This window comes from Autumnicola musiva, assembly GCF_031846585.1.
Taxonomy (GTDB): Bacteria; Bacteroidota; Bacteroidia; order Flavobacteriales; family Flavobacteriaceae; genus Autumnicola; species Autumnicola musiva.
In genome coordinates, this window is sequence record NZ_JAVRHK010000014.1 from 1 (window position 1) to 16,851 (window position 16,851).

The following is a 16,851-nucleotide window of genomic DNA, read 5'->3' on the forward strand; positions in this document are numbered from 1 at the left end:
GTATTGATAAGAAATTAATTAAAACCTTTCAGGCCGTAAAGGGGCAATATCTACAGAGGTTTTTTTACCCGTTATCACTTCACTTACCAATTTCCCCGTTACAGCTCCCAGGCTCCAGCCAATCATAGCGTGACCTGCAGCAATTACCATATTATTATATTTAGATGTCTTGCCTATATAAGGTAGGCCATCTGGTGATACAGGCCTTAAACCAGAACGCGCATTGGCCATTTCTCCTTCTGTGATATGTACATCTTTATAATATAATTTAGCAGCATCTGCAATAGCTGAAATTCTGTTTTTTCTAATAAAAGTATTATTACCTGAGAACTCCATAGTTCCCGAAAACCGGGTGAAGCCATCCATAGGTGTTACTGCCACTTTAGCCTCAGTAAGGATAGTTGGAAAATCAATTCCCATATCTCTGTAAACATTCAAACTGTACCCTTTCCCACCCTGCAGAGGTATTTTAACTCCAATTTGCCTGGCAAGTTGCTGGGTCCAGGTTCCTGCAGCCATAACAAAGAAATCTGCGTTATGAATATCCTTGTTTGTTTTAATTTTTTCAATTTTCTCACCCATAGTGTAGAGTTCTTTTACAGACTCATTTAGATGAAAAACCACGCCATGCTCAGAAAGCCAGTCCTTTAATTTCAACATAAAATCATTGGGAGTGGAATGAGAGTCACAGGTGTAGTGAACGGCCCCAAGAACGTCTTCAGAAAGTCCCGGCTGCAAATTAAGAACCTGATTTCTAGATAAAATTTCCAATTCCAAATTTTCCATCTTAACCCTTTCGGCCTTTTCCAATTCTTCATCTGCAGCTTTCTGTGTCATAAAAACATTCAGAAGTCCTTTCTTCTCGTAATGGGATTCAAAATTAACCGATGATCTTAGCTCTTCATATAGATTTTGACTTCTAACGCTTAGTTCCTTGAGCACAGGAATGGATTGTTCCACCTTAGCCTTTTTAGCTGATTTTTTAAATTTCCATGCCCAGTCCAAAAATTGAAGATCCAGCCGGGGCTTTATGTAAAAAGGACTACTACTGTCAAACATCCATTTAAGGCCTTTGTTTATCATCCCCGGTGCGGCCAGTGAAATAATATGGCTAGGGGTGGAATAACCTGCATTTATATTAGATGCCCCTTCTGTTAAATCTCCTTTATCTATTACGCTAACTTCGAAACCCTCTTTTAGGAGATAGTAAGAAGAACATAAGCCAGAGATACCACCTCCTATGACTACTACCTTTTTCATAGTACCAGAATTTTATTTCAGTTACTCATATCTACTCTATTCCTATAGCCCAATCATCCCCACGAGGATCTGCCGCACCTTCGTATGATCCATCAGGCCTTACCAGAATAGCATCAACTTTACCTATAGAACTTCGCCTCTTCACCTTATGACCCATCCCATTCAATTCTTTAATCACACTTTCTTCTATAGCACCCTCTTCCATATAAATTTGATCCGGCTTCCATTGATGATGAAACCTTTTTTCTGAAACCGCTCCGGTCATACTCATTTCATGGTCTATTACATTTAGTATGGTTTGGTAAACTGATGTAATAATAGTGGAACCTCCCGGCGTTCCTACAACCATAAATAATTTCCCATCCTTCTCAAGTATTGTGGGAGTCATCGCACTAAGCATGCGTTTACCAGGCTGAATAGAATTTGCAGCACCGCCTAAAAGTCCGTATTTATTTGGAACACCAGGTTTACTGCTAAAATCGTCCATTTCATTATTCATTAGAAAACCGGCACCTTCCACAAAAACTTTAGATCCATAAGCTGAATTTATCGTAGTGGTTAAAGACACTGCATTACCTTGCATATCAATAATTGAATAATGAGTGGTTTCCTCACTTTCATTAATATTATCAAGATCCATAGCCCTTACCTCTTCACTGCTTGTTGCCTGAGACAAATCAATTTGCTCTACTCTACTGGCTATATATTTATCATCCAGAAGTTCATCTGTGGGGACATCCCAGAAATCTGAATCTCCCAGATGCTTTGCCCTGTCTGCATAGACCCTTCTTTCCATCTCTGTCATTACATGTATTGTTTTTGCAGATTTGGATCCAAATTCTGACAGAGGAAAATGTTCGGACATTTTTAGAAGTTGGACCAATGCTATCCCCCCGCTACTGGAAGGTGCCATACTGTATACCTTAAAATCCCTATAATTCCCGGTAACAGGTTCTCTCCAGGTGGAATGATAGTTCTTTAAGTCTTCAAGAGTTATGATGCCATTTCCTGCATTCATTTCTGCTACCAGGAGTTCGGCAGTTTTTCCCTCGTAAAAACCAGCTCTTCCATTTTCCTTAATACGCTCAAGGGTCTTGGCAAGATCTTTTTGTACAAGTAAATCGCCTTCTTTCCATTCTTTCTCTTTAACTAATTGCACTGTGCCCGGATTACGGTTATGTTCTATAAAAGCATCCTTATAATGATTATAGTTCCGCGCCTGTTTGGAGGTAACAAGGAATCCCTTTTTCGCCAGTTTTATAGCCGGCTCTATTAATTCAGAAAAAGGCAATGAACCAAATTTCTGATGTGCTGTTAACATTCCATCTACAGAACCAGGTACGCCTGAAGCTTTCTGTCCATATAAACTCTCCCCTTCAATCACATTCCCATCTTCATCTAAATACATGTCTTCATATGCGTTTCCAGATGCTTTCTCCCGGAAATCCAGTGAAAAAACTTCACCGTTATTTTCTCTGTACATCATAAAACCTCCTCCTCCAAGGTTCCCGGCAGAAGGATAAACCACAGCCAGGGCAAAATGTACGCCTACCATGGCATCTATTGAATTCCCCCCTTTTTTAAGTATTTCGTATCCTACTTTGGTAGCTTGAGGATGGGCAGTCACCACCATTCCGTTTTGCGAAAATGCCGATTTACCGTTTGTAGTGGTATCCTTAAAAACTTTTTGGGAATCCGCACAAGCTAAAAGGCAGGTGGTGATAAGAATATGAACTAAAATTCTAATATTTTTTCTCATGTTATAAACATCATTTTTTGCAGTTACTAAAATTTTCCTGTTGTGCTTGTCGAATAAACAGCTGAAAAGACAGGTATGTCCGTTTTTTCCTGTCATTCCAGCTGATTCAAGCAATCAAAAAAATATTTTATTTATTTATATGTCTTAGTGCTTTTCCCGGGAGTTTACCAGTGAATTCTCCATCTTTTACAGCAATTTCACCATTAACTATAACTAGGCTCATTCCTGATGCCAATTTGGAAGGTTCATCAAAGGTGGCGTGGTCTATCACTTTATCCGGATCAAAAAGGATCAAATCGGCATAATTGCCTTCTTCAATTTTTCCCCGCTTTTCAAAACCAAATGTTTCCGCTACCTGAACTGACTGGTTGTGCAGTAAAAAAGGCAAATCTATAATACCGTCTTCTTTATAATACTTTCTCATTTTTGTTGAAAATGAACCGTATTTCCTGGGATGCCCAGGAGTTCCATCAGATCCGGTCATCACCCAATCCTGTTGCATAAAAGCATTTAAATCTTCCTCGGTCATATTATAACTTACCACTCTTATTTCACCATCGGCTTTAAGTGCTTTAATTACGGCTTCAGTAGGAGTTAATTCCCAATTTTCGGCAATTTCCTCCAGTGAAAGTCCATTTAATTTTTCATCTTCCGCAGAAGAAAAAATAAGTGTTTCAGGGCCACCACGCCTTCTGATATTTTCCTTAATGCCGGCCTGTAAACTGTCCTGAATAGTTTTATCCTGAAAACGCTTCAGCAAACTATCATACCCGCCATCTTCTGCCCATCTTGGGATTACCGCAGCAATAAGGTTAGTCCGGGAGGCAGGATATGGATATTGATTCGCGGTTACTTCCAAACCTTTCTCCTGGGCCTCTTCTACCATTTTAATAACCTTAGCACTCTTCCCCCAAACATCTTTTCCCAACGCTTTAATATGGGAGATATGAACAGGGATATCGGCTTTCTCTGCAATCTCCAGAATCTCTTCTACAGATTTTATTAAGCCTATGGTATAGCTGCTTTCATCACGCATATGCGTGTCGTAGATGCCTCCATACTCTGAAGCTACCTTTGAAAGTTCGATAATTTCTTTAGTTTCAGAATAACTTCCGGGGGAATAAAAAAGTCCGGTGGAAATGCCGTAAGCCCCATCCTGCATCGCTTTAGCCACCAGGTCTTTCATTTTATTCAATTCCTGGTCATTAGGTTGCACATCTTTTAAACCCAGCACTTCTTTCCGAACCGAACCGTGCCCTACTAACAGTGCGGCATTGGTGCCAATGCCGTTTTTTTGCCATTCATCGAGTTTTTCCCCGATTGGAAGCGGACTCGAGCCATCGTTTCCGGTAACAATAGTGGTAACTCCCTGCATTAAATAAGGCAAATTAGCTTTGCGGTCTTCCCTCGAAAGGTCGTAAGACAGGTGCGTATGCGGATCTATAAAGCCGGGAGAAAGAATTTTCCCTTCGGCTTTAATAATATTTGTAGTCTTAAAATTCTGGGAGGCAGCATTGCCCAAAAACATAATTTTATCGTTTTTCACCCCAACGTCAAGGTTTTTAAACCCGGTTTCTTTATCTATAAAAACTTTGGCTCCGGTAATTAACAGGTCTGGCTGTGAAATTTGCGCATTTGCGCAACCTATTACGCCAATTAATGCAGCCAAAATTGAAAAACTGAGGGATCTTATTTTTTTCTTCATTTATTCTATTCTTGCTGATTCATCTAAATATTCGGTTTTCGGGTTGGAACGTGTAAATTCCTCTACCAGTTTGTAAGTTTCAGGTATTGAATTTTTAAACCGATCCAGCGTTTCTTCTGAAATATTATTCTTACTAAAAGGAACTACTTTTACATATTCCTGGATTTCGCCTTCGGTTCTTCCATATTTATAATCGTATGGAAATCTTCCGTTGTCGTCTAGCTGAACATTTTCATTTTCGGTATTGGGAACGCTAATAAAGAATTCGCTGTTCATAATATCCCCGGAAGGATTGAAAAGGCTTTTCTGCTTCATATAAACATACAACTCATCGGCAACATTTACCGCGGGATCTACAATAGCAATATCTTCTGCCATAAAATCGCGATAAATATGTTCGCCATTTTTCTGGTAATTATAAAGTTCATCCAAAACCTGGTTGATTTCTTCGGTTAAATAAGGATAATGCGTACAACCCAATACAATAGCCTTTAATGGCTGTGGATTATCAGCATTCCTGATTTTTTCCAACAAACTCACCACGTGATAACGCACATAATTTTCAGAATCGTTGATTTGAAGGATCTGGCAATCATCGGTATTTTTACTGTCACATAGCATTTTATTATGATCAAAATCGAAATTGTAGATATCCATCAAAGTCCTGTCAATCTTGAAGTTTTCATCATTTAAAGAAGGTCCACGATAATCTTCACGTGGTTTTTCGAGGTCTTTATTAATAAAATCAGGTTCTTCGTCTACGGCTTCGGCAATTCCGTGGCCACCCTGGTTAAAAACCTGGATTTCGCCGGTGTAGCCCAATTCATCTTTCACCTTTAACAGCGTATTTTCATAACCTTTGGAAGCAATGGTTCCCACCGTTGCCATTACACCAATAGAACCGTTTTCATCTTTTTCCAGAGTAGCAAGCGTACCACGAGCACCCGCGTCTATAACCCCAATTACTTTTAATTCTATTCCTGTTTTCTCTATAAACTCCCTTATAAATTCGCTCCCATAAGCGGTAGCTGTATTGCAGGCAATCACAATAGACTTCACAGGTTGCTTATCCCGTTGGAATACAGTATCACCCGCTTGGCGATAATATTTATCTGAAAGCAGGAACTGCGTATCTTTAAGGATATGCTCTATTAACAAATCGGTTTTTTCTTCACTGGAATAGTTACCATAAGGCATATTGGCCTGATCTGCCAGATAGATAAATTTTTCTGAATTAAAATCGGGCACCTCATCACTACCTTTTTCCTGGTTTTCGTTGTTGTAGCCGTCAAAATTAACCAGCGCGTCCAGCACAGTTAATCCCCCGGTACCGGAATCAAAAACCCCGATAGGAAGGCTGTTATCCATCTCGGGATAATCATCAAAATTCACATGGTAAAAAGAATCTTCTTTCTCTAAAATCGTAGAAATTATCGCCCGTTCTTTTTCTTCGGAACTTTCGTTTTTTGCAACATCTTTTGTATTGGTTTCTTTACAGGAAATCCCAAAGACTACCAGTAAAGCCATTAGATATTGACTTTTAAAATATTTCATTTGCTATTCTTTTTATTTAAAATTGAATAAAAAAGCCTGAAAAGAAAAAAGGTATAATCACCAATTTTTCTTAATCAGACTTAATTATTTCTGGCTAATTTGCTGTTTTCATTTCAAAAATAACAGAACCGGAAGTCTCGGTGGCCAGCTGATTAACTTTAAAAACAATCAGAGTACCATCTTCAGCTTCAAAGAAAATCACATCGTCTTGTTTCACCTGGCGTATTCTATCTCCCGGACCATTTTCGTTTTCTACATAACCATCCATTTGTTCTACTTCAGCTAAAGCAGATTGATAGGCTTCGTTAAGTTCCTCTTCTGAAGAAAGCCCGTCAAAAAGAGCTGCGGTATCGGCATTGCCAATATTTACAAATTGTCCATCATTTTTAGTCTCCCAGCCTTCATAGACAGCGGTTTCTATATCAGAACCAAAATACTGCAATCCGCTACTTGCCGGCGCCAGGAAATTAACTCCCGTACTTGCCCCTAACAGCATTATAAAATTTATTTCAGCTTGAACAGCAGTAGCATCATCAAGGGTGTAAACTGTTTGGTTTGAAATATTAAAATAACTTCCAACGCTTGTATTATCCTGCCCCCCAACTTCTATATCTGAAAAATGGGCAAGTTCGCCTTCTTCATTATCCTCATCTTCATCTTCTCCGGGATCCACCGGTTCGGCGTCAGGATCGGCAGCGGTTTTCATTTCAAATTCTACCATTCCGGCAGTATCCGGCAGTATGGAGGTTATTTTTAGAACGGCTATAGCGCCACCTTCGGTTTTAAAGAAAATTATATCACCAACATTTACCCGTCTAACTCTGTCTCCGGGGCCATTTTCGTTCTCAACATAGCCGGGAATATTGGTGACATTGGCCTGTGCCTGTTCGTAGGCTGAGATAATATCGGCTGCATATTCTAAGCCTTCAAAAGTTGCCTCTGCATCTTCCAGATTACCAATATTCACAAATTCACCCTCATTTTTAATATCCCAGCCATCATACACTGCATCGCTGATTTCTGAGCCAAAATATTGGAAACCGCTACTCGCCGGGGCAAGGAAGTTAATACCGGTAGATGCTCCTACGAGCATCGCCAGGTCTATACTTTCCTGATTAGAACTGGCTTCCGGAAGGGTATAATTTGTAGCTTCTTCTATATTAAAGAAACTTCCGGTTTCAGCATTATCCTGGCCGCCAAGGGCTAATTGCGTATAATAAATAATATCATTTATTTCCTGAATCGGGTCTTCCTCCGGAACTTCTTTTTCTACCTCCAAAACCATAGCTTCTGAAACTTCGTCCTCTTCCTGCTCTAACACAAAATCTAACGTAATTTTATCTTTATCCTGCCGGTCTTCAGCTACATGATATTCAAACTGGATCGTTTCACTTTCCTCTCCGCTTAAATCCCGGCGATATTCTGGCAGTTCTGTTCTTTCCTGAACCACCACACCCTCAGAAATTATTTTTTCGTATACCGAAAAACCTGTGGCCACTTTTTGGCCTTTATTAATGTTTACGGTAAACTGGTGCGTAGAATCTGGTGCTGTGCTGAAACTTTGTCCAAAATACTCGGGATCAAAACTAATTTCGGCATCCTGCCTGGCGGTCTCTTCTTCAATATCCTCGAGATCATCATCTGACGAACAGGAAACGCCTAAAAGACCAACTACCAAAAGGCAGGCTAATAAATAGCTAAAAGGCCGCTTTCCTTTTATATTTATATAATTATTTTTCATTATTTCAATTTTAAGATTAATTGGTAAAAGAATTATTTCTACTCTTCAAGCGAAGCGAGAATATAATCTTCTACTAAACTGGCGATATCTGTAAAATGATCTCCCGGGGTGCTCCCCTGACTTAAAGAGGTAAGTACTACAATCATATCAAGATCTGGAATCGTCATCATATATTGTCCGCCGTGGCCAATAGCAGAGTAGGTGCTATACTGGTTAGCTTTTACCAACCACCAAAGATATCCGTAGCCCTCTATTTCGAAAGGTCTTGAAATGCCCTGGGGTTCAACCTGAAATTTTATGCTCTCTTCAATCCAGTCTTCAGGCACAATACGCTTGTCCCTGTAAACACCCCCATTTTTCACCATTATTCCTATTTTGGCCAGATCGTATGGTTTTACATATACATTATTTCCCCCTTCGTTATAGCCCTGTGGATCCTCGTCCCAACGGGTAACTTCTATCTCCATAGGTTCGTAAAGATATTGTTGGGCAAATTCCAGGGAACTCATCCCGGTTGCTTCGGTAATAATTGCCGAAAGCAGGTGCGTATCTCCTGTACTGTAAGCAAACCATTCCCCGGGATCTGCTTCCATAGGCAACTCTAGTGCATAGCGTAACCAGTCGTCACTATTTGTCCAGCCAGAGTAATTATCCAGACTGGTAGATTCCAGGCCTGAAGTCATCGTCATAAGATGTTCTATCGTAATTTCCTTTTTCCGCGGATCCATTTCATCGTTGTAGATTTCCGGTACATAATCGTATAAAGTTTCATCTATACTTTCTATAAAACCTTCTTCTATCGCAATACCAATTAAAAGGTTAAGGATACTTTTTGAAGAAGACTTAAGGTTACTTGCCTGACCTTCTGAAAAATTATTATAATAATTTTCAAATACCAGCGTATCGTTTTTAATAACAAGCAGGCTGTGCAAACGCTCCATTAGAGCTGCACGACTGTCTACTTTAGGGAATTCTTCGGCATCAAAGCCAAGATCCTCCGGTTCACCTTCGGGAATATCATAAGACACCTCCACTTCGGGATTGGGATTAGGGTTTGCATCATCATCTGTAGTTGTGGTATTTTCGTCTTCAGAACAGGAAAATATACTCGCCATCAAGACAAAAACTATAAGAAACTGTTGTATCATTATTTTTATTTTTTTCATTTTTAAATTTTTTATTAAGCTTGGTGAATCTTACTCCACTTCAAAATTAATTACGCCTCCGTCACGACCTTGTACTACTCCGGTAGGACTTTCTCTAACTTCATCTAAAGTTGCAGTAAGGCCGTTTACGTTTCTAACTACCACCTGGAATTCAAACTCTGTTCCGCTTGGAACATTTGGAACGGTATAATCAATTAAAAGGGAATCTGTTCTACTTAGCGCAGAGTAGGCTTCCTCATAAGGGAAAACCCTTAAATCGTCCAGTTCGGGATGCCCGTCTACCTGGGCAAAGAAATCTACCTGTTCTATGGAATCGTTAGACCAGTACCTTAAGTCCAGGGTTATTTCTGAACCGGGGGAATAATCTCCATCTGCCGTGGTAAAACTGGCAATAACAGGGGTGCTCCTTCCCGTCTCCTCTGCGTTTTCATCAAGCCATAGGTCATCGTTATAACAAGAAGTAACCGCTATGGCAATAAGCCCTAAGAATAGTATTTTCGATATATTTTTCATTTGTGTTTTATTTATTTATTGGTCCCACCATAATCTGGTAGAAACATCTTTTGTTGCTTCCTGTACATTTACATCGTTCCGGCTGTATTCAGAATCCGGGTACCTCACCCTTCTTACCCAGCGGCCTTCAAGAAATGGATTGTGGGCTACCGGAAGCGCAAGATCTTTGTACACATTTTCGTTATAATCGTAGCGACGCATATCTGTCCAAATTTCCGGATGAAGAAACATAGCCAGATATTTTTCTTTCATAATAAGGTCCAGACTCAGGTTATCTGCACCCACAGCTATACTTGCATCAGAAAGATATAGATCTGCCTCTGCTGAACTTACACCAATTTTATTCATATTGGCTTCTATTCCTTCAAGATAAGCCTGGTAAGCTTCTTGTGTAGAACCTTCGCTTCTTGCATTACCTCCATTAAGCAAAAACCTGGCTTCGGCCTCTATGAACTTATGTTCTGCATAGGTTACCATTTCAACAGGGGCCGTTTGCGAGGTGTAGTAGCTGTCTTCCGCGAAACGGGCATTCGCGGCTCCTTTTCCGGCACCATTAATACCACCTATAAGCGGTTCCCCTTCAGCTTCATTAAAGGCGATAATATCCAGGCGTGGGTCGTTATCCAATTCTGCACTGGCAAACGGATAGCTGGTGCCGTCCATATATTGAACAACTTGTTCAGAAACAATAAGATTTGAATTTCCCGTTTGGCCTGCCAAAACAACATCTGCATACCATGGATTAAAATTTCTTGTAGAATAATCCAGGCCAAAATCATCTGCATTACTATCCATGCCATGTTCGAGAGCATCCAGTGCATTCTGAGCAGCCTCAACAGTACCCTTTTTGGTTAAATGAATAGCATAACGGGCTTTTAAGGTATAAGCCAGTTTTATCCATTTAGAGATATCTCCCTCATAAACAAGATCTTCTTCACCGGGCTGGTAAATGGTATTGTCTTCCATCTCAAGATCGGCAATAGCGTCATCCAGTAAACCGGGAATTTGCGAATAGATATAGCTTTGTTTATTGTAAGAAGGACTAAAATTTTCTTCTTCCATTAATGCCTCATCAAAAGGAATGGCTCCCCAGTGATCTGTTGCTATTCCAATGTTCATCACCCGAAGTACTTTAGCAATACCCCGATAATGATAAGCTTCGGCTTCAGTTGCTTTATCAATAATGGTTTTTGCCGAAGTAAGCCCGTCGAGATAAATGTTTACCCAGGCCGAAGTAAGCGAAAGTTCATTTTGGTTACTAGGACCATTATTTCCAACTGAGGAAGACTGTTGGGTATATTGACTTGTGAAATAAGCTATTTCGTAATAAGTATCAGCAAGATAGTAAATTGATGTTGGTAATATAACCTCCATTTCAACTTCTTCTTCGCTAATTCTATTAGGATCGTTGTTTGCGTCCAGATAATCTTCACATCCTGTACTCATGACTAGCATGCAGCATATAAGAAGATATTGGTATGTTAATCTCGTTTTCATCATCCTTATAATTTTTTAAAAATTAAGACTTAGGCCAAAAATCACACTTCTGGTATTAGGTATATTATAACCTGTTAATCCAAAAGCATTACTTCCGGCACTATAAGTTGTTCCTTCGGGATCGTAACCTTCAAAAGGTGTAATGAGCAACAGGTTGTTACCGGTTGCACTTAAGGTTATCCCAGTGAAAAAAGTTCTGTCTAAAATAGAATTTGGCAATCGGTAAGATAACGAAGCACTTCTTAACCTAACCCAGGAAGCATCCTGCATCAATAATTCTGAAGCGGCATTGTAGCGCGATAACCTGTAATAATCCTGATCCAGGATCACGGGTTGTGTATTGGGTTGCCCATTAGCAGTTACGCCCTGGAATATAACTTCTTTATACCTATCGTTAGTAGCGGTGATAGTACCAAATTCCCAATCGTTTATACGACTTTCGTCATAAGCGTCACCTCCCTGCTTAACTTCCACAAGAAAAGAAAGATTGAAGTTTTTATAGGAAAAAGAATTTGTTATTCCACCGGTCCAATCTGGCATTGCCGAACCTACATATTTTAAAGAATCCCTGTCTACATTTGGAAAACCGGCGTCATCTATAAGTAACTCGCCATTCGCTGTTCGTTCATATCCATAACCATACAAATCGCCCGGAGACCCCCCTTCAAGAACCCTGCTGGTAACACCTTCTGCAGAACTTTGAAACTCTATAACTTCCAATCCTTCCGGAAGGCTTAAAACTTCACTCCTAATCCGGGACCAGTTTAGGGTTATATCCCAGGAAAAATCATCTGTTTGCACAGGCCTAATATCTATTAGAGCTTCTATACCGGTGCTCTCTATCTCACCTGCATTAGTTGTGAATCTTGATAACCCGCTTGGATTACTTACCGGGAAAGAGACAATTTGGTTTTTACTGGCTTGTTGGAAATAGGTCAAATCTACCCCAATCCTATTACCCCAAAACCTCAAATCTGTACCAAATTCATAAGAAGTGGTGGTTTCAGGCTTTAAATTTAAATCTCCTGCAGAATTCGATTTTTTGAAGCCACCAATTCCGTTTAACGGAAATCCGGGAGTTCCTTCAAAATACTGCCCTACAACATAAGGGGAAGCATCTTTACCAACCTTTGCCCAGGAAGCCCTTAATTTACCATAGCTAAGAAAATCATCCTGCTGAGTGTCCAGGGTTTCTGTAAATATATAACCCATATTAACTGAAGGATAAAAGAATGATCTGTTTTCTCTTGGCAATGTAGAAGACCAGTCATTTCGGGCGGTTACATTTAAAAACAGTGTTTCTTTATAATTCAGTTTTGCATCGGCAAAGACACCTACCAATCTCCTGGTATAAGCGTTTTTATTTGTAAAAAGGTTGGTGGTATTACTAAGGTCTTCAAAATCTGGCAAATTAAAACCTTCTCCCCTGGTATTTAACCTGTCGTAATTGATATCGGTAACCTGATTCCCCAGTGTAAGAGATCCGGAAAAATCCTGATTAAAATCTTTTTGTAGCGTAACAAGGAAATTGGAGTTTATTTCTTTGTAGTTGATGTTCTCCTCTATCATAAACCCATTAACCGGGATAGCTACTTTAATGTCATTCGCAGCAAATCTAACCCTACTGTCATTATAATAGTCCAATCCAATTTTATAATCTACAGTCATCCATTCAAAAGGAGTATAGTTAAAACCGACATTTCCTATAATCCTGTTTACATCATCCTCAAAGGTGCTATTCATGGCTAGATATAATGGATTATTAATTACTCCATTGGTATAATCTTTTTCAGATCCATCCGGCATAAGGTAATCGTTAACATCTATGGTAGGAGACCACCTTCTAAGATTACTTACTACAGATTTGTCCCCGCCGTTAGGCCTGCTACCTCCGGAATTCGTATAATTGGCACTACCGGAAACCTTAAAATTTTCAGCTAAGGTTGTTTCCCCGCTTATTTTGATGGTGGTACGGTTATAATTGGTATTTGGCACAATTCCTTCCTGATTCATATTAGAAACCGAAGTATAAAAATTAGTCTTATTGGTTCCTCCAGAAATACTCGCATAATTATTAAACCTCAGTCCAGTTCTATAAAATTCTTCGTGAGGATTTGCAGGGTTATCTAAAGGACCATTTGGTGGTCCCCAGGTATAATAACCATATGTATATCCAAAGCGGCTATCGGGATCTTCAAAGGCACGTGCACGGCCTCTCCAACCTTCACGATAAGTCATTTGAATATCTGGTGTTTTATTTACTTCTTCAAAAGCAACGGTACTTTTTACCCTAACCTGGGTTCTACCTTCCTTACCCTTTTTAGTAGTTATAATTACAGCACCATTTGCAGCTCTAAGTCCATATAATGCTGTAGCCGATGGGCCTTTCAGGATTGAAATGGACTCAATATCTTCAGGATTAATATCAGCAGCACGATTGGTAAAGGAATATTGTTCGTTACTTCCTGAGGCTGCAGAACCTTCACTTGGCAAAACACTTCCTGAAGTTGTAGAGTTAGAAATTGGCATTCCATCTACCACAAATAGGGGTTGGTTATCGCCAGAAGGACTAAGCGAGGTAATGCCCCTAATTATAATATTTGCACCGGCACCTGCGGCACCACTAGAACTATTAATAGAAACCCCGGCCACTTTACCGCGAAGTGCATTTACTAAATTTGGTTCTTCGGTTCGCGCAATTTCTTCTCCCGAAACCTCCTGTACTGCGTATCCTAAGGCTTTCTTCTCCTGTTTTACACCAAAAGAAGTTACTACTACTTCATCCAAGGCTTCAGAGCTAACTTCCAATGTTATATTTACGTTCTCTCTTCCGTCAATCTCCACCTCTTTCGTTTCATAACCTATAAAAGAGAATACAAGTACAACATCATTTCCTGAAACTTGCAGGTTATAATTTCCTTCCATATTGGTAACGGTGCCATTAGATGTGCCCTTCTCTACCACCGTAACACCAGGTAACGGTAAACCGTCTTCATCTTCTATTTTACCATTTACCCGAAAATCCTGTATTGCTGAAGCCTGTGTTGCGAAATCCCTATTTATATTTCCCTCACTTTTATTAGCAGGTACCGTATTTTCAAAAGATTTTTGAAGATTGGCTCCAGTTTGTGTAGAAGGAGAGAAAATCACATAATTATCATTCTCTATACGCTCGATATCCAGATTTACCTTTTTAAGCACTTCTTTAAGAGATTTCTCGAGTTCTCCTTTGTGTATTTTAATTTCATCCATTTTAATTAACTGGCTCTCTACCAGATTACTGTCGTAATTAAAATGAATTCCTAATTCTTTAGATATCTCGTTAAGGAGCTTCTTTAGAGAAATCTCCCGAGAGGATTTTTTTACTTTTTCCTGAAGCGGTTGTACCGATGCCAGCTGCTGCTGCGAGCTTGCCGCATGAGAATAAAAGAATATTCCCATGAACATCGTGACACCCAATAAAGGCTGTACGAATTTCAACATGTTTTAGATAGTTTTAGTTACTTTCGAAAAATTATTTTTCCGTTCTCTTTAGTAACATCTATATCAAATGACAGTTCCAGGGTTCTAAGAAACTCTTCTATATTGCCGGTTTTAATTATCCCGGTGAATTTACGTTGCAAAAGCTTTTTGTCTTTAAAGACCACTTCCAATCCGAAATTATCTTCAAGCACATGTTTAACTTCACGTAATTCAGCACCTTCAAAAATCATTATATCATCTACCCAGCTTGCATATTTCCGGGTATTGACTCTAGATTTTTTAAGAACCTTGTTTTCGTTAGAGAGTTCGGCGTGTTCGCCGGGTTTAAGAAAAATGGGGTCTGCGCTTTTATCCAGCTTATTCTCCACTTTAACTTTACCAGTTAAAAGGGTTACCTGAGTCTCCCCCCTACGTTCTCCAAGATTAAAGGAAGTGCCGAGCACCTCTACATCAAGGTTTCCAGAATGAACAAGAAAAGTTTTTGGAATATTTTCTTCTCCACGAATTTTTACTACCTGAAAGAAAGCTTCTCCTTTCAGCCATACTTCCCTAACAGATTCCTCATTCCAATCTTTGGCATACGAAATTTCTGAATTGGCATTAAGAATAACTGAAGATCCATCTGGTAAAACCATCTCCCGTTTTTCAGCATAATCTGTACTTATAGTAGTTCGCTGAAAATTAGTAATAAAAAAATAGCTTAGAAACGCTACAATAGCAAAGCCTGCTGCAATCCCTGTGGCATAACGTAAACCTCTTCGGCTTAAAAGGGATTGAGATTTATTTTCCCTCTCCTCCAAAGTATTAATCCTGGAGTTGATCTTATCCAGTAATTTCTCCTTCTGAAAAGGGTTTAATACTACCTCGTCTTTAAATTCCAGAGATCTTATAATCTTAATGGCTTTATCAACTTCCTCCTGTTTATGAGGATTTTGAGATAACCAGTTTCTCCAGAAAGCATCAGACTTTTTATCACCAGACAATACCCAATTTAAGAAGTAGTCATCTCCAATAAAATCGGCAGCATTATAGCTTTGATACCTGTTCATTTGATTTAAATGTTTAGATGAAAAACGCGCGAAATTCAACTAGTTTGTTATCAGTAAATGCACAGCTTTGAGAATTTACCCCATTTTTTCATAAAAGTTTTACAAAAAGATTAAAGTAAACCTAAAATTATCCTTTAAACGCTGAATAGCACGGGCTAAAAGCTTATAGGTAGCTTTTACGGTAAGTCCCATCACTTCGGCTATTTCGGGGTATTCCAGTCTTGCATAGAAGCGTAAATAGATAATTTCTTTTTGTCTGTTAGTAAGTTGATTAAGGCTTTGATGTATTTTTTTTATTGTTACCTCATCCAAGGTCTCAGTTGTAGGCTCGGTTCTGAGTTTGGCGGCAAGACTAGATTCAGAAAAATCGTATTGAAATCCAAACTTTTTACTACTCTTAAGATTCCTGAAGATTCTTCGCTTTAAAGATTTGAAGAGATAGAATTTGACAGAGGTGGTTTTTTTAATTTTTTGCCGCTTTTCCCAAATAGTTATAAAGACCTCCTGAATACTATCTTCAACAAGTCCATGATCATTAGAGATTCTATTTCCATAAGCATAGAGAACATCTATATACCTCCTGTAAATTTCATTAAGGGCATCCCTGTCATTGTTGCGCAGGTCTTCCCATAGTTCCATATCATCTAGATTTTCGTAATTACCGATATTGGACATAAATTGAAAAACAGTGTACCTATTATCTTCTTTACTAAAGAAAATATTCTATGTACAGATTCAAGAATTTAAAAATGGAAATATACAATTTGCATTGCAGCAGAGAAATACCTCCTGTAGAAAATGATTTGAGAAAATAGCTTTTTATTAAAAAACTAAAATCGGAACCTAAAAATCTTAATTTTAGTTGTGCACAGGCCAAAAAAATCGTAATCCACACTTGCAGGCTTTTCATACACAGTCCTTATCTCCTGATCTTAACGCTTCTGGGATTAAGATTATGATGAAAACAAGATCGTTTTCAACTAAAATATATTAAAAATAAAAAAGCCCTTCATTCCTGAAGAGCTTTCTGTGCGGGCGGAGAGACTCGAACTCTCACACCGTAAGGCACTAGATCCTAAGTCTAGCGTGTCTACCAATTCCACCACGCCCGCTTGTTTGGACAA

General features: G+C 39.2%; 11 protein-coding genes and 1 tRNA gene. All 12 read right to left on the bottom strand.

All coding sequences use genetic code 11. From position 1 onward, the window contains the following. Positions 1–18 precede the first annotated feature (18 nt). Complete coding sequence (locus RM539_RS15375; RefSeq protein WP_311504305.1) at positions 19–1,260, bottom strand: NAD(P)/FAD-dependent oxidoreductase; 1,242 nt, start codon at positions 1,258–1,260, stop codon at positions 19–21. Positions 1,261–1,291: 31 nt separating this feature from the next. Next, positions 1,292–3,115, bottom strand: coding sequence for a gamma-glutamyltransferase (gene ggt, locus RM539_RS15380; RefSeq protein ID WP_311504306.1), 1,824 nt, complete (start codon positions 3,113–3,115; stop codon positions 1,292–1,294). Between the two features lie 31 nt (positions 3,116–3,146). Then, positions 3,147–4,724 carry an N-acyl-D-amino-acid deacylase family protein gene (locus tag RM539_RS15385; RefSeq protein ID WP_311504307.1) on the bottom strand — a complete coding sequence of 526 codons (1,578 nt, stop codon included), beginning with the start codon at positions 4,722–4,724 and terminating at the stop codon, positions 3,147–3,149. Further along, positions 4,725–6,278 (bottom strand): glutamate racemase, encoded by a 1,554-nt coding sequence (locus RM539_RS15390; RefSeq protein ID WP_311504308.1) that lies wholly within the window; start codon positions 6,276–6,278, stop codon positions 4,725–4,727. A gap of 94 nt (positions 6,279–6,372) precedes the next feature. After that, the gene (locus RM539_RS15395) at positions 6,373–8,019 is read right to left on the bottom strand and encodes a hypothetical protein (protein WP_311504309.1); all 1,647 of its coding nucleotides are present in this window, start codon (positions 8,017–8,019) and stop codon (positions 6,373–6,375) included. Between the two features lie 38 nt (positions 8,020–8,057). After that, positions 8,058–9,185: a serine hydrolase domain-containing protein gene (locus RM539_RS15400; protein ID WP_311504310.1), complete on the bottom strand. Its 1,128-nt coding sequence runs from the start codon at positions 9,183–9,185 to the stop codon at positions 8,058–8,060. Positions 9,186–9,215: 30 nt separating this feature from the next. Then, positions 9,216–9,698: a hypothetical protein gene (locus tag RM539_RS15405; protein WP_311504311.1), complete on the bottom strand. Its 483-nt coding sequence runs from the start codon at positions 9,696–9,698 to the stop codon at positions 9,216–9,218. Between the two features lie 15 nt (positions 9,699–9,713). Continuing rightward, the gene (locus RM539_RS15410) at positions 9,714–11,198 is read right to left on the bottom strand and encodes a SusD/RagB family nutrient-binding outer membrane lipoprotein (RefSeq protein ID WP_311504312.1); all 1,485 of its coding nucleotides are present in this window, start codon (positions 11,196–11,198) and stop codon (positions 9,714–9,716) included. Positions 11,199–11,210: 12 nt separating this feature from the next. Then, positions 11,211–14,678, bottom strand: a complete 3,468-nt coding sequence (locus RM539_RS15415; protein ID WP_311504313.1) for a SusC/RagA family TonB-linked outer membrane protein — start codon at positions 14,676–14,678, stop codon at positions 11,211–11,213. 17 nt (positions 14,679–14,695) lie between these two features. Further along, positions 14,696–15,727, bottom strand: coding sequence for a FecR family protein (locus RM539_RS15420; RefSeq protein WP_311504314.1), 1,032 nt, complete (start codon positions 15,725–15,727; stop codon positions 14,696–14,698). A gap of 99 nt (positions 15,728–15,826) precedes the next feature. Beyond that, positions 15,827–16,402 carry an RNA polymerase sigma factor gene (locus tag RM539_RS15425; RefSeq protein WP_311504315.1) on the bottom strand — a complete coding sequence of 192 codons (576 nt, stop codon included), beginning with the start codon at positions 16,400–16,402 and terminating at the stop codon, positions 15,827–15,829. 355 nt (positions 16,403–16,757) lie between these two features. Then, a tRNA-Leu gene (locus tag RM539_RS15430) sits at positions 16,758–16,839 on the bottom strand. Positions 16,840–16,851: the final 12 nt, after the last annotated feature.